This window comes from Arthrobacter sp. A5, from assembly GCF_051131705.1.
GTDB lineage: Bacteria > Actinomycetota > Actinomycetes > Actinomycetales > Micrococcaceae > Arthrobacter_M.
Genome location: NZ_CP180316.1, coordinates 2,576,684 through 2,590,629, shown reverse-complemented (window position 1 = coordinate 2,590,629; position 13,946 = coordinate 2,576,684). Strand labels below are relative to the sequence as shown.

Below are 13,946 nucleotides of genomic sequence, written 5' to 3'. Positions count from 1 at the left end.
CGGGAACCATCGGTACAGCCGCCCTCAAGAAAATCACGAACCGCGTTGGAAAGAACGTGTTGTTGCCGACGGATAGGAACAAGAACTACACGGGCTTCGTTGCTGGTTGAAGGACTGTTTAGCTATTGAAGTGATCGCATCACGATGAAAGGATTATTGATGGTGTCGGGGTTGGAGCGGGGTTCCAGAGCGCTGTCGGAGACCGAGGCGGAGATCTATGTCGCGTCGGTGTGTTTCAAGACCGGCCCTCCAGGGGCAGTGGGCGTGGAAATCGAGAGAATTGTGCACGATGCGTCCGATTATCGGCGACCGGTGCCGGTAGCTGAAGTGCAGGCCGTTGCTGGTCAGGTGACCGATCTTCCCGGTGGTGGGGTCATCACCTTCGAGCCGGGAGGGCAGCTTGAGCTGAGTTCGGCTTGCGGAGCGGACCTTCCCTCGGTCATCGAAGCTACAAGAAGAGACCTCGCCGGCATTGACGGTACTTTCGGGGACGCGGGACTTTCCTTCAGCAGCGTCGCCCTGGATCCAGTCCGTCCGCCGGTGCGGACGCTGGATCATCCCCGGTACGCAGCCATGGAAACCCATTTTGATCGTTCTGGGCCTGCCGGTCGGACCATGATGTGCTCCACTTCATCCCTGCAGGTATGTCTGGATGCCGGTCTTTCCGGAAACGGTACCGGCAGCGCCGTGCAGCGCTGGCAGCGTCTTCACCATCTCGCGCCGGCGCTCGTCGCACTTTTTGCCAACTCCCCCTTCCGCAGCGGGGCGCCCAGCGGCTGGCAGAGCACACGTCAGGCAGTGTGGCTGAAAACCGACCCGTCCCGTACGTCCCCCGTTCCGGATTCCGAGGATCCTCCGGTCGCGTGGGCACGCTACGCCCTCGATGCGTCGATCCTGTGCATACCGGCGTCACAGGGTTCATGGGAAGCACCGCGAGGACTGACCATGCGGGAATGGCTCCGCGGACAGGGGCCCCGGCCAGTCACCGGTGCGGACCTCGACTACCATCTCAGCACCCTCTTTCCCTTCATCCGCCCCCGAGGATTCCTTGAGATCCGGGTGATCGACGCCCAGGTCGGCTCCGACTGGGAAGCGGTCGCAGCCATAACGACCGCCTTGGTGGAGGACGAACGGGCAGCCGACACCGCTGCCGATGCATGCACTCCGGTGACTGCGCTGTCCGATCCAATGACCGTCGCGGCACGGGATGGGCTGGCGGACCCTGTCCTTGCTACAGCGGGGCGGGTTTGCGCTGAGGCAGCACTGGGCGCGATGGAACGGCTGGGCGCCGATGCGGCCACACGGTTCCGGGTGGAATCGTTTCTTGAGAACTACACCGCGCGGGGCCGCTGTCCCGCAGACCAGCGGATCGACGATTGGCGCCGCACGGGCCGGTTCTCAGATTCCGCACAGCGAAAGGAAAAAGCCCAATGACGAATCCGCAAATCTCGCCGGACACCGGCGCTGTCCCCGAGAAACTTCGTGCCTCCATAGCGGAGGGCTTGGAGCGCGCGCGTCGTCGTACCCATGCCCTCACCGCGTGTGACGAGGAGGAACTGCTCAAACAGCATTCACCCCTGATGTCTCCCCTGGTATGGGACCTTGCGCATGTCGGCAGCCAGGAAGAACTATGGCTGGTCCGCGACGTCGGCAGGATGGAGCCGCTCCGCCCGGAAATCGACAAACTCTACGACGCCTTTGAACATTCGCGCAGCAGCCGCCCCTCGCTGCCGCTGCTGACACCGTCGGACTCCCGGGGCTACCTTGCCGAGGTACGCTCCAAGACGCTGGACATCCTTGAGCGGGTTCCCCTTGAAGGGTCACCGCTGCTGGAGGGCGGGTTCGCTTTTGGCATGATGGTCCAGCACGAACAGCAGCACGCGGAGACCATGCTCGCGACCCATCAGCTCCGGGTAGGCGAACCTGTGCTGCACCCGGTGAATCCGGAGCCCGGTGTGCTGGCCCGCGGTGTCACCGGGCTTCCGCGGGAAGTGCATGTGCCGGCCGGCTCCTTCACGATGGGCACCTCGGTGGAGCCCTGGGCACTGGATAACGAACGGCCTGCCCATGAGGTGCACGTTCCCGGCTACTGGATCGACACGGTTCCGGTAAGCAACGGTGCCTTCATTGATTTCATCAACGACGGCGGATACTCGAATCCGGGCTGGTGGACCGCTGAGGGGTGGAGCCACCGCAACGATGATGACCTGACTGCACCGAAGTACTGGAGGCGGGACGGTCACCAGTGGTGGCGGACCCGGTTCGGCGTTCTTGAGCCGGTCCCCCTCGATGAGCCGGTACAGCACGTGTCCTTCTTCGAGGCCGAGGCATATGCCCGCTGGGCGGGGCGGCGCCTGCCCACAGAGGCAGAGTGGGAGAAGGCTGCTCGCCACGACCCGGTCAGCGGCCGCTCCCGGCGCTACCCGTGGGGCGACGAGGACCCGACGGCCCGCCACGCCAACCTGGGCGGTGCAGCGCTGCGGCCTTCCCCTGTCGGGTCCTACCACGAAGGGGCATCTGCGCTGGGCGTCCACCAACTGATCGGCGATGTCTGGGAATGGACCTCCAGCGACTTCGGTCCCTACCCGGGATTCCAGGTGTTTCCCTACGCCGAGTACAGCAAAGCCTTCTTCGGCGGAGGTTACAAGGTGCTGCGCGGTGGGTCCTGGGCTGCCGACAAAGCAGCGAGCCGGGGAACGTTCCGGAACTGGGATTACCCTATCCGGCGCCAGATCTTCACGGGCTTCCGGACCGCCCGGGATGCCGCTTCAGCCGGAGGGGAGTAGCGGATGTGCCGTCACCTGGCTTTCCTTGGACCGCCGACGCCGCTGGCCACGCTGATTTCGGGACCAGAACATGGCCTGCTCCGGCAGTCCTGGGCGCCGCGACGTCAACGCAACGGCACTATGAACGCGGACGGGTTCGGCGTCGGCTGGTATGCCGCGGAAGATCCCCTCCCGGCCCGCTACCGGCGCGCTGTGCCCATGTGGACGGACCAGTCCTTCGCTGACCTGGCGCGGGTCACCACCAGCACAGCGGTGCTTGCCGCCGTCCGTTCAGCCACACCCGGTACGACGCCGGACGAGGCAGCCGCCGCTCCCTACACCTCGGGGAAATGGGTGTTCAGCCACAACGGGCGGATCGACAACTGGCCCCGGTCCGCGGAGGCACTGGCTGCGACATTACCGCCGGCCCGGCTTCTTGCCCTCGAAGCCCGGGTGGATTCGGCCCTGCTGTGGGCTCTCGTCCTTGAGCGGCTCCAATCCCCGGATTACGCTGTCAAGTACTCCGCCGCCGACGTGCTGGCACGCGTTGCGACCGACGCAGCCGCCGCGAGCACGGGCAGGTACAACTTCCTTTTGACCGACGGAACGACCATCGCGGCCACAGCGGCCGGCGATACCCTTTTCTGGCGCTCAGATAACAGGGGAACCGTCGTGGCCAGTGAGCCCTCCGACGACGATGCCGGATGGCATGAGGTCCCGGATCAGTCCCTGCTGGTAGCCACCTCGCACGGCGTCGACATAAGCCCGATAACCCCCGCAGAGATGGAGCCCACGCTCACATGAACCCCTCAAAAACAGCACTTGAGATAGTCCATCACCTGCCGCCGCACTACCTCGAGCGCACCCTCCGCGAGGACGTGCGGGCAGGGCTGAGCAAACCGGCGAAAACGCTACCGCCCAAGTGGTTCTACGACCAGCGGGGCAGCGAACTGTTCGAGCAGATCACACAGCTGCAGGAATACTTCCCCACCCGCGCCGAACGGAGTATCCTCGAGGACCATGCGTGGGAGATGGCGGCGGCAAGCCCGGCAGAGACGCTCATTGAACTCGGCTCCGGCTCATCGAGGAAAACCCCCCTGCTGCTTGACGCATTGAAGGACGCCGGGGACCTCCGGAGCTACGTTGCCGTGGACGTCAGCGACAGCGCGCTGACGGAGGCCAACAGCGGGCTGTCCCGGGCCTATCCCGATCTGATCCTGCAGGCGGTGGCCGCTGATTTCGAATCACAGCTGCAGCTGCTTCCGAAGGACGGACGACGGATGGTGGCGTTCCTGGGCGGTACGATCGGGAACCTCGAACCGGATCCCCGTGCACAGTTCCTGACCCAGGTGCGGGAACTGCTGGGGCAGGAGGGCGGATCATTGCTGCTGGGCACGGGCCTGGTGCAGCCGCCGGAGATCCTGATTCCCGCCTACGACGACCCCAGCGGTGTGACAGCCGACTTCAACCGGAACGTGCTGCGTGTCCTCAACGCCGAGTTGGGGGCGGATTTCGACGTCGAGGCGTTCGAGCATGTGGCCGTGTGGAACGCGGCTAAGGAGTGGATCGAGATGAGGCTCCGAGCTACGCGGGCCATGCAGGTGCAGGTACCCGGCGCAGGGCTTGAAATCAGTTTCGACTGGGGCGAGGACCTGAGGACCGAGATATCGGCGAAGTTCCGTCGCGAGGGAATTGTCGCTGAGCTGGAGGCGGCGCGACTGACCGTCGTCGGGCAGTGGACGGACGCGGACGAGCGTTACGCGATGACGCTGGCCGAACCCTCCTGAGCCACCGATCAGCGGAACGGCTGTTCAATTTCGGAGAAGCCACGTTCGCGTGTGACTGTCCGTCCAATCAAGTGAAGTGAGCACATGAATTCAGGCATTCCAAATACTTCCGTCCTGCGGCTTTTCACCTCGGAATCAGTAACCGAGGGCCACCCGGATAAAATGTGTGACCAGATTAGCGATGCCATTCTTGATGGTCTGCTGGCGCAGGATCCCAACTCGCGCGTGGCTGTCGAAACGCTGGTTACCACCGGGTTGGTTCACGTTGCAGGTGAAGTGACTACCGAGGCTTATGTTGAAATTCCGGAGATCGTGCGGCGGACCATCCTTGAGATTGGGTACGACTCCTCAGCCAACGGGTTCGACGGAGCACGCTGCGGGGTTTCCGTGTCGATCGGGCAGCAGTCCCCGGAAATCGCCTCGGGGGTCTTCACCTCCATTGAAAGTCGTGAGGGCACCGGGTTGGACCCCTACGACACGCAAGGGGCAGGCGACCAGGGCATCATGTTCGGGTACGCCAGCGACGAAACTCCGGTCCTGATGCCTACACCCGTATGGCTGTCACATCGTCTTTCCGAACGGCTTACCTCCGTGCGCAAGGACGCTACGCTCCCCTACCTGCGGCCTGACGGCAAAACCCAAGTCACCGTTGGTTACGACGGGGATCGTCCGGTGTCGGTCGACTCGATCGTTATATCATCCCAGCACGCGGCAGGCGTATCACTTGAGGAACTTCGGGCGGACCTCATAACGCACGTGATCAATCCCGTCCTGAAGACCACTGATCTTGATACTTCCACGGTCCGGCACATTCTGAACCCGGGCGGAGAATTTGTGATCGGAGGGCCGGTAGGGGATGCGGGATTAACCGGACGTAAGATCATTGTCGACACCTACGGTGGGATGGCCAGACACGGCGGAGGCGCGTTCAGCGGCAAGGACCCCTCAAAAGTCGACCGCTCGGCGGCCTATGCCATGCGGTGGGTGGCCAAAAACATTGTGGCTGCCGGTTTGGCCCGCCGCGTGGAGATCCAGATCGCCTACGCCATTGGGATGGCGCAGCCCGTGGGGATCTACGTCGAAACCTTTGGCACCGAAACGGTGGATCCGACCGCTATCGGATCAGCAGTGCGCGAGATCTTCGACCTGCGGCCGCTCGGAATCATCAATGCACTCGACCTCTTGCGCCCCATCTATCAAAACACTGCAGCCCACGGGCACTTCGGCCGCGAGACCGAAGGATTTACCTGGGAGCTGACAGACCACGTGGACAAGCTGCGAAGCTATTTCAACGCTTAAGTACGAACGTAAACGCTCACCCATCGCATACGACCACTAGATCCACTAGGAATCCATCCTCTAGCGGCGATAACCGGCTACTGACGCGTTGGATCATTCCGTTAGCTGAAGCCACCGTAGCCCGAGAGAGTTTAGGGCGGCAATGCACCGCCCGCCGTGAGGGTGCACAGACGGTTATGTGCACCCAGATGCAAGAGACCGGGCAGGATTTGTCGTTTGAAGGGCGCTGGGAGCGAACGTCCTTATGGAAAACGAACAGCACCGTGACTGCACCGAAGACCAGGTGCGCAAGGACCTCGAAGGGCTGGTTGGGCATTTGGAACTGCGGGAGTATGAACCGTCCGATCAATTGGAAGTTCACGAGGTAAAGGACCAACCCGTATACAAGGCCCAGTCCTCCCGAGGGTGACCCAGGCCGCAAGGTAGCGGCGGGTCAGACGGGGAATCGAGTGATGGCTTCGTTGTAGTGGTCTTGGGCGTCGGCGAGGGCGAGGCGGCTGTAGATCTCGAGGGATTTACGGCTTTCGTGTCCGCTGTAGGGCTGGATGAGGGCGTCGTCCATGCCCTGGGTCTTGAGCCAGGTGAATAGGAAGTGCCGGAGTTGGTGGGGGCTGATGGGGTGGGTGAGCCCGGCAGTTTTGGCGTAGCGGGTGAGCATTGCCCGGACCCCGCATGTGCTGTAGGGCTTTTTCCAGTTGGACTCGAACAGGTGGACCGCTCCGCGGTGCCGCATTGCGTCCATGTGCAGTGCGAGGGTTTCAGCGAAGGTGGCCGGGAACGGGACGAGACGGTCCTTGCCGCCTTTGCCGAGGTTGACCCGGATGCGGTTGGCATCGAGGTCGACGTCGTCCAGGCGCAGTGCGACGAGCTCGGCGACCCGGACGCCGGTGTAAAGCAGGGTCTTGATCAGTACGATGTCGCCGGTGCGGCGGCCCTGCCAGACGGTTTGGTAGTAGAGGCGGATTTCGTCCTGGGTGGGGACGCAGGGCAATGTCTTGGGTTGCCGGCGGGCGGATCCAGCCGGGCCAGGGTGGCGGCGCAGAATCGTTCGGCCGCGATGGCCCGTGCCTTGGCTACCAGCCGGTCGAGACGACCCAGGGGTTCGAGCCGCTCAGCACGGCAGCGGACCAGCAGTGCCTCGCGCATCCGCTCGTCGGACGCCTCGAAGGGGGCGATTTCGGCAGCCAGCCAGTCGGCAAGGGTCTCCTCGTCGGCGCGGGTTGCCGAGCGGAACCCCAGCGCGCCGCGGATCTGCGCCCGGTGGTACTCGATGGTACGCCCCGCCCATGCGTACCCGGCGCACAAGCCCGGATCGACCCGTACCTGGCTGGCGACATAGTCCACCGCGGCCGACGGCACCTCCCCGCCGTGGCGGGGGAACCGGCCCTCCAGCTCGAAGAACTTCGGCAGCAGGGCGAAACCGAGCCGGGTGGGTCCGGTCTTGTTGCCGACCAGGCGCCAGTCGTCCTTGACCAGAGTCCAGACACCCACCAGTTCTTCGGGCTCGCACTCACGGCGCATCCGCACATCACCTTTTCCTTCCTTTGCCCGCTTCCCGCCTCTCAGAGGAAGTGCCGAGAAGAAGTGGAGGCGGAACTTTCAAAGTATCGACCAGCCTGACACCTCGCGCAACGACGCACAAGAGGCTCCGAATGCCCCCGAAATGCCGACTACCGAAACCAAAGCGGTACTTCGCTAGGCAGGTGCGGGGGCCAGTTCGCCGAGCAACGCACGGACGCGGCGGTCGATGTCCTCGCGGATCAGCCGCACCTGATTGACGGGCAGGCCGGCCGGGTCGGGCAGGTTCCAGTCGAGATAGCGCTTGCCGGGGTAGACCGGGCAGGCGTCCCCACAGCCCATGCTGAGCACGACGTCCGCGGCGTGGACTGCGTCCTCGGTGAGCGGTTTGGGGAACTCCCGCGACAGGTCGAGCCCCCACCTCGGCCATCACCGCCACGACTGCGGGATTGCCTTGTGACCTCTTCGTTATGCGCGCCCTTCAATAGGCAATCCGGGCCGACAACGGCGACCAGCGAGACCATCGTTGGTCCAGCCTGCGTTGCGTTAGCTGAGGAACGTTGCTGCAATCAGGTTGCCGAAAGCACTCACGTCGCCTCCGGTTCATCCTCAGCCGCTGACCCGGCGGCAGTAAGAGATTCAAAACGGATGGCATGCCAGCAACAGGGCTCATGTAACCGGGCTCGGTCCCGGGGAAATTATCCTAGCCGTGACCGTGCTGGCCACCATTTGGGCACAGGACGTGTTTGCGGTACGCCGTCGACGGAAATGTCCAGTTCCTCGTGCAGGAAGGCGACTGCCCCGGCGATGTTGCGGTACGGGAAGAATGGTTCGGAGTAGGACCATGCAATGTCAGTGAGAGAGGATTTGCTGGTAACGCTCCAGTAGTCGGTGGCGAAGCCCTTGTAGGGGCAGATGCTCTCCGTGGTCGTCGGCGTGAGAAGGTCAAAGTCGATGTCTCGCCTCGGCAGGTAATAGCGCAGTGGCAGCCCTGTTTCCCAAAGAAAGATCGCATCGCGAGACTCGCCGAGCACGACGTCGTCGTGGCGCACTGTCACCAATCGCGAGCTGGACAGGGCATCGATGTGGACGAAGGGGTCATGCGGATGCTCGAATACTTCCTGATTTTCTTCACACCAGTGCTCAAATCCGCCGCGTTCCCACGTCACTCCCGTATAACCGGCAAAACCCTTTATCCGCCACGCCCCATGGCGGATAAAACGGTCATCAACAACTACATCGAACCAGGACTCGACCTCGGAATTTGGGTGGTGGTAGCGCAATTCGTCCGGGGCTCCGGTGGGTATCAGATGCTCTGAGCGGACGTCCTCGTCCCGGAACAAGTACCGCGGTACCGGCAGTTCTTCTTCCCATACGAGTAGCTGATCGCGGCTGTCGACCACAAGTACGTCGCCCACGAATCCGCGCACCCATCGCGTACTCGGGAGTGGTTCTCTCGGGTTTTGTTTCATTGACATGGCATCCTTCCAACTTTTGTGGCTGTCCTGACTGCCTCAGCTCGTCCCGGCACAAGCTGGGCTCAACTGTGATCATGCGTGAAGTGGTTTGTTTTCGAGCGATGGTTTCTCCTTGTTGGAGCGGCGCGTTGTCCTCCTCTTATGCGTCGGATCAATGACCAGACGGTAAGGATGGCGCCGGCTGCGCCAAAGCGTCTGGTCCGGCTGGTCCGCCAGTTCCCGGTGATCTGGTTGCTTGAGGGGTCCGGGGTGAAGACCGTACCGTTTGAAGGGGCTGTGGGGCCTTTCCGTAGTGTAAGCAGGTTCATGACCGGGTTAATGCATTGGTCGTAGAGCCGTGGAAAGAGGCTGTGGATCGGGATGATGGTTTGTTGGATCTGACCGACCACTGTTACCGGCCGTGGTCGTTTCGAGTTCCGCAGGATCACCTTAGCGACACGGTGTGGGGAAATGACGGGGGGTAGTGGGTGGACGTGCTTGCCGGTGTAGTTCGCGGCGTGCTTGTAGATGGGGGTGTTGATTGTTGCCGGCAGTACGAGGCAGATGTGAATGTCTTTGGCTTTTCGTAACTCCTGGCGCAGTACTTCCGTGAAACCGAGCAGCCCGAATTTGCTGGTCACATAGGGGGAGACGTATGGGGAGGTGATTTTGGAGTACACCGATCCGATGATGATCAAGGTCCCCCGGCCCTGGCTTCGGAAGTACGGCAGCACAGCGCGGGCAGTGTGGATCGGGCCGAGAAGGTTCGTCTCGATGATTCGGCGGAACACGTCGGACGGTGTGGTTTCGAAGGTTCCGTAACTATAGACGGAGGCATTACCGACGCATACGTCGATCCGTCCGAAGGCTTCAACTGCCGAGCGCATGAGGGCTACTACCTGGGATTCGTTGCTGATATCGGTGGGCGTTGTGATGACCTGCGCCCCGTACGCGGCACATTCGGCGGCGACCTCTTGCAGGGTTTCGGGACTGCGGGCCGCGAGAATGAGCCGGGCACCGTCTTTGGCGAACGCATGCGCGGTGGCCCGGCCAATGCCGCTGGAAGCGCCGGTGATCACGACCACGGCACCATCGGCACTGTCGGCGCCGTCTATGCCGACGGTGCCGTACGGCGCTGGTGCAGGGTCGTGGTGGTCAGCGGACACGGTCGGAAACCCGCAGGACGGTTTCGGTGGCGATGCCCAGCACGATGTGGGAGACCAGGCCCCTCACGTGTGCCTGCCACGGGTAGTGCGTTGGCCCGGCGGCGATGCCAAGGGCCGGGGCGACGGTTTCATCCATCAGCGCGAACAAACCAAATCCGTACAGGGCGCCATAGCCCGCGCGCAGTGCCGGGACTTCATGGCGTGCTGCACCGTAGAGGGCTCCGGGCAGGACCCCCAGCGCGTAGTGCATTGCTATTCCGGCCGAGTTCGGTTCACCGGTGGGCAGGTCAATTCCTGTCATGTCGGCTGCTTTTTCGATGGCGGCATGGGCGACGTCCTTGCCGCCGGCCCGGGCCTGGTGTTCGCGTTCTAGCGCGGCGGGATCTTCGTGGTTGTACAGAAACCATCCGACGCGATCCATCGCCCACACACCGGCCGCACCGGCTGCTGCCCCCAGAATCATATCCAAAGCGATGCTGCGCTCCGGCGTCACATGATGCGCAGGCGCAGGCGCAGTGGCCGGGTCCCCGGCAGGACTGGGCAGGACGGGAGACGGTTCCGTGGGCTCCTGACGGGAGGGCTCCGGTGGACTGGTGCGTCCGTCGGGGAGGTTCTCGGTGGTTGTGGTTGTGGGATGCGTCATTTGGAGTGTGTCCTTTCTCCGGTTCAAGGGCAAAATCCCCGGCACCGGAAAAATCGGGTGCCGGGGAGGGGGTCGATCAGGGTTTGAGGACGACCTTGATGCAGTTGTCCTGCTTTTTCTGAAACACCTCATACGCTTCGGGCGCTTCATCCAGGGAGACTTCGTGGGTCATCAAATCGGTAACACCGAGCGGATCGGAAGGATCCTCGACCAAAGGCAGGAGGTCATCGATCCACCGTTTGACGTTGCACTGGCCCATGCGCAGCTGGATCTGCTTATCGAACAGGGTCAGCATCGGCATCGGATCCGCCATGCCGCCGTAAACACCGCTGACCGAGACAGTACCGCCGCGGCGGACAGCGTCAATGCAGGCATGCAGCACATTCAGCCGGTCCACCCCAACCTTCTCGATGGCTTTCTGCGCGAGCGGGTCCGGCAGCAGGCCGGCTGCCTGCTGGGCGAAAGCCCCCACCGGGGAGCCATGGGCTTCCATGCCCACCGCATCCAGGACCGAGTTCGCGCCCCTGCCCTCGGTCATTTCACGCAGCTCATCGCCAATGGTGTCGCTGTAATCCAACGTTTCCACGCCGTGCCGTTCGGCCATGGCACGCCGCTCAGGCACAGGTTCAATACCGATGACCCGGTAACCCAGATGCTTACCAGCGCGGGCGGCGAACTGCCCTACCGGGCCCAACCCGAAGACCGCCAGGGTGCCGCCGTCGGGCACGCCCGCGTACTGCACGCCCTGCCAGGCAGTGGGCACGATGTCGGAGAGATAGAGGTAACGCACATCGGGCAGGTCATGGCCCACTTTGATAGGGCCGTAATCGGCGAAGGGAACCCGCAGGTATTCCGCCTGCCCGCCCGGAACCGAACCATACAGCTCGGAGTACCCAAAGATGCGCGCACCGAGCCCGTTTTCCCGGACCTGCGTGGTTTCACACTGCGACTGCAGGTTCAGGGAACACATCAGGCATGTCCCGCAGGCGATGTTGAAGGGGATCACCACCCGATCGCCGACGCTCAGATTCGTGACGGCGCTGCCGACTTCCTGGACGATTCCCATGGATTCATGACCCAGGACGTCGCCCTTGCTCATGTAGGGGCCCAGTACCTCATACAGGTGCAGATCCGAGCCGCAGATCGCCGTGGAGGTGATTTTGATGATCGCGTCGGTGGGTTCCTGGATGATGGGATCCGGTACCTCTTCAACGCTGACCGACCGCTTTCCCTGCCAGGTAAGTGCCCTCATGATCCCAAGCTCCTCTTTGTGGTAAGTATGCTTATCAGTCCCAGTATGTTCACGTTTACTGCCGGAAAGAAAGGAACCGCTTGTGTTGGGTCCAATTTCGCACCGCAGAGGTCGGCAGTCATCGGTCGGCAATTACTGTCCAGGAAAGAGGGGTTGATCGGGTTGAATAACCACCGCACCACCCGGGCAGGAGTCCCGGTGGCAGGACTGCGCTCTGCAGGCCTTAATATGGTTTCGGGTGCTGCCGCGGGTGCTGCCGGCGTCTGGGCCATGGACCAGGTGGGGTGGTTCATGCTTCGGAGCGAAAACACGCACACTCTCACCCGAGACCTGCAGGCCCGCTTCCCCGCGGATGCAGCCGAGAATGCGGGAACCGCAGCCCAGATCCGCGGTGTGCAGGCGGGCACACCGGGCAGGCCCGGCACTGCCAGCGCGTTAAGAACGGCCACGCAGGTCAGCGGGGTCAGCTCGACCGACCAACAGCCGGGACCGGGCGCGACCGTGTTTCACTATGCTCTGGGCATGCTGCCCGGGGCCCTTTACGGTGCAGTACGCCGGATACGACCGTCGGTGCGCACCGGATCCGGTGTCCTGTACGGTGTGGCGTTGTTTGTGGTCATGGACGAGACCGCCGCTCCGCTGACCGGGATTGCCTCCGCACCGGGCCGGTATCCCTGGCAGGCACACGCACGCGGCCTGGTCGCCCATGTCGTGCTCGGCGTGACGACCGAAATCCTCCTGCGCGCAACGGATCGCCTTCGATGAACACCGCTTCCAACGAACACCGGCCGGTACACAGCTGCCTGGGAAGCCTCCCCCGGGAGGGTGGCTTAACCGGTAATACCGCCGAAAGCTCCACTGAAACTCTATCAATGATGGCCACACTGGCTTTTGCGGTGGTTGCGGATAGTGCCAGGCAAGACAATAATCGACAGCATGCTTACTAAAGAAAAGCCTTCCATGATGGGATCGATCGTCCGGGGTATGGCGGCAGGTGTCGCCGGGACCGTAGTGATGACGGCCTTCCAGAAATTCGTTGAAATGCCTCTGACCGGGCGCGAAACCAGTTACGCACCCGCGGACTTCGCGGAACGGATCCTGCCCATCCATCCAACGACGCAGCAGGGGCGCGAACAGCTGAACTGGGTCACCCACTTCGCACTGGGAACCATGTGGGGCTCGGCCTACGGCGTCACAGCTCACACCGGCCTGCATGGAGCCAAAGCAATCGCCGTCGTTTTCCCCGTCGTTTACACCGGCGATGTCCTGCTCAACACTGCCCTCGGGCTGTACAAGCCCGGCACCTGGACCGCGGAGGACTGGACCGTGGATTTGGTCAACAAATTCGTCCAGGCCGCAGCGACCGGCGTGCTCTACGACCACGTTTTCAAACCAACCCAAGCATCCTAGATAATCTCCCGGCAGGAACCCCCAGGCCGGACATCCGCCAGCGAAGCACGCGATCCCAGAATCTCCCGGACCGCTGGATTTACAGAGTAAGAGACAGTAAAGCCAAGACGACTGCGGGTGCGTGGCCATGAAGTGGGGCGCCCAGGAGGGCTAGTCTCAGGCGCCCACAATCGCTACCGGTTTCGTGCCCCGCGGAAGGTGCAGTTGCCGGGAACGGAGGGAGTCCCCCAGCCGCGCCGTTCCACTCCAAGTCTGCCGGATAAACACTGCCGGTGGGGGTGGATCCGGGGTGGATTACAAGTACTGGTTTGTAGCTGTCAGCTGATGAAGGCCGCGAATTCCTGCTCGAGGACCTGTTTGGGTTTCGCTCCGATCGAGGTCGCCGCAATTTCGCCGTTGTTGAAGACGTAGACGGCGGGGATGGAAGTGATGCCGTATTTGGCCGCGATCGCGGGGTTATCGTCCACATTGACCTTCACGACATCAACTTTTCCTGCGTGCTCAGTGGCAATGTCGTCCAGGATGGGAGACAGCATGCGGCATGGTCCGCACCATTCTGCCCAGAAATCTACGATGACTGGTTTCGAGGCCTGAAGTACGTCCGCGTCGAACGACGCATCGGTGACGTTTTTTGTGGTGCTCATCTTTG

At 62.7% G+C, this 13,946-nt stretch carries 16 protein-coding genes; 8 read left to right on the top strand and 8 right to left on the bottom strand.

What is annotated here, in order from left to right; all coding sequences use genetic code 11:
• Nucleotides 1-159: 159 nt before the first annotated feature.
• The 6 genes from egtA (at nt 160) to ACLLJI_RS12240 (ending at nt 6,260) form a co-directional block, all read left to right on the top strand.
• Nucleotides 160-1,434, top strand: coding sequence for an ergothioneine biosynthesis glutamate--cysteine ligase EgtA (gene egtA, locus ACLLJI_RS12265; RefSeq protein WP_434612617.1), 1,275 nt, complete (start codon nt 160-162; stop codon nt 1,432-1,434).
• On the top strand, nt 1,431-2,786 hold the full coding sequence (gene egtB, locus ACLLJI_RS12260) for an ergothioneine biosynthesis protein EgtB (protein ID WP_434612615.1): 1,356 nt from the start codon (nt 1,431-1,433) through the stop codon (nt 2,784-2,786). The genes egtA and egtB overlap by 4 nt, the downstream gene beginning before the upstream one ends.
• Before the next feature lie 3 nt (nt 2,787-2,789).
• Complete coding sequence (egtC, locus tag ACLLJI_RS12255) at nt 2,790-3,569, top strand: ergothioneine biosynthesis protein EgtC (protein WP_434612613.1); 780 nt, start codon at nt 2,790-2,792, stop codon at nt 3,567-3,569.
• Complete coding sequence (gene egtD, locus ACLLJI_RS12250; protein ID WP_434612611.1) at nt 3,566-4,552, top strand: L-histidine N(alpha)-methyltransferase; 987 nt, start codon at nt 3,566-3,568, stop codon at nt 4,550-4,552. The genes egtC and egtD overlap by 4 nt, the downstream gene beginning before the upstream one ends.
• A gap of 84 nt (nt 4,553-4,636) precedes the next feature.
• Entirely contained in the window at nt 4,637-5,851 is a 1,215-nt protein-coding gene (gene metK, locus ACLLJI_RS12245; protein WP_434612609.1) for a methionine adenosyltransferase, read from the top strand.
• 244 nt (nt 5,852-6,095) lie between these two features.
• Nucleotides 6,096-6,260, top strand: a complete 165-nt coding sequence (locus ACLLJI_RS12240) for a hypothetical protein (protein ID WP_434612607.1) — start codon at nt 6,096-6,098, stop codon at nt 6,258-6,260.
• A 24-nt stretch (nt 6,261-6,284) separates the two neighbouring features.
• On the opposite strand, the gene ACLLJI_RS12235 is transcribed toward ACLLJI_RS12240, so the two are convergent.
• The 7 genes from ACLLJI_RS12235 to ACLLJI_RS12205 all read right to left on the bottom strand — a co-directional run bounded on the left by ACLLJI_RS12235 (nt 6,285) and on the right by ACLLJI_RS12205 (nt 11,887).
• On the bottom strand, nt 6,285-6,842 hold the full coding sequence (locus ACLLJI_RS12235) for a tyrosine-type recombinase/integrase (protein ID WP_434612605.1): 558 nt from the start codon (nt 6,840-6,842) through the stop codon (nt 6,285-6,287).
• On the bottom strand, nt 6,758-7,372 hold the full coding sequence (locus ACLLJI_RS12230; protein ID WP_434612603.1) for a DUF4158 domain-containing protein: 615 nt from the start codon (nt 7,370-7,372) through the stop codon (nt 6,758-6,760). The genes ACLLJI_RS12235 and ACLLJI_RS12230 overlap by 85 nt, the downstream gene beginning before the upstream one ends.
• 174 nt (nt 7,373-7,546) lie before the next feature.
• Nucleotides 7,547-7,720 (bottom strand): hypothetical protein, encoded by a 174-nt coding sequence (locus tag ACLLJI_RS12225; protein ID WP_434612601.1) that lies wholly within the window; start codon nt 7,718-7,720, stop codon nt 7,547-7,549.
• Nucleotides 7,721-8,067: 347 nt separating this feature from the next.
• Nucleotides 8,068-8,847, bottom strand: a complete 780-nt coding sequence (locus tag ACLLJI_RS12220) for a DUF427 domain-containing protein (protein ID WP_434612599.1) — start codon at nt 8,845-8,847, stop codon at nt 8,068-8,070.
• A 62-nt stretch (nt 8,848-8,909) separates the two neighbouring features.
• Nucleotides 8,910-9,992 (bottom strand): SDR family NAD(P)-dependent oxidoreductase, encoded by a 1,083-nt coding sequence (locus tag ACLLJI_RS12215; RefSeq protein WP_434612597.1) that lies wholly within the window; start codon nt 9,990-9,992, stop codon nt 8,910-8,912.
• Entirely contained in the window at nt 9,982-10,635 is a 654-nt protein-coding gene (locus tag ACLLJI_RS12210) for a hypothetical protein (protein WP_434612595.1), read from the bottom strand. Before ACLLJI_RS12210 ends, ACLLJI_RS12215 begins: the two co-directional genes overlap by 11 nt.
• A 76-nt stretch (nt 10,636-10,711) precedes the next feature.
• Nucleotides 10,712-11,887 (bottom strand): zinc-dependent alcohol dehydrogenase, encoded by a 1,176-nt coding sequence (locus tag ACLLJI_RS12205; protein ID WP_434612593.1) that lies wholly within the window; start codon nt 11,885-11,887, stop codon nt 10,712-10,714.
• A gap of 153 nt (nt 11,888-12,040) precedes the next feature.
• On the opposite strand from ACLLJI_RS12205, the gene ACLLJI_RS12200 reads away from it, so the two are divergent.
• Together ACLLJI_RS12200 and ACLLJI_RS12195 are read left to right on the top strand one after the other, a co-directional pair.
• Nucleotides 12,041-12,652, top strand: a complete 612-nt coding sequence (locus tag ACLLJI_RS12200) for a hypothetical protein (protein WP_434612591.1) — start codon at nt 12,041-12,043, stop codon at nt 12,650-12,652.
• A 171-nt stretch (nt 12,653-12,823) separates the two neighbouring features.
• A complete protein-coding gene (locus ACLLJI_RS12195; protein ID WP_434612589.1) occupies nt 12,824-13,297 on the top strand; it encodes a hypothetical protein in 474 nt (157 codons plus the stop codon).
• Nucleotides 13,298-13,614: 317 nt separating this feature from the next.
• Here the strand turns inward: ACLLJI_RS12195 and trxA are convergent, their stop codons facing one another.
• Nucleotides 13,615-13,941, bottom strand: coding sequence for a thioredoxin (gene trxA, locus ACLLJI_RS12190; RefSeq protein ID WP_434612587.1), 327 nt, complete (start codon nt 13,939-13,941; stop codon nt 13,615-13,617).
• Between the last annotated feature and the right edge of the window lie 5 nt (nt 13,942-13,946).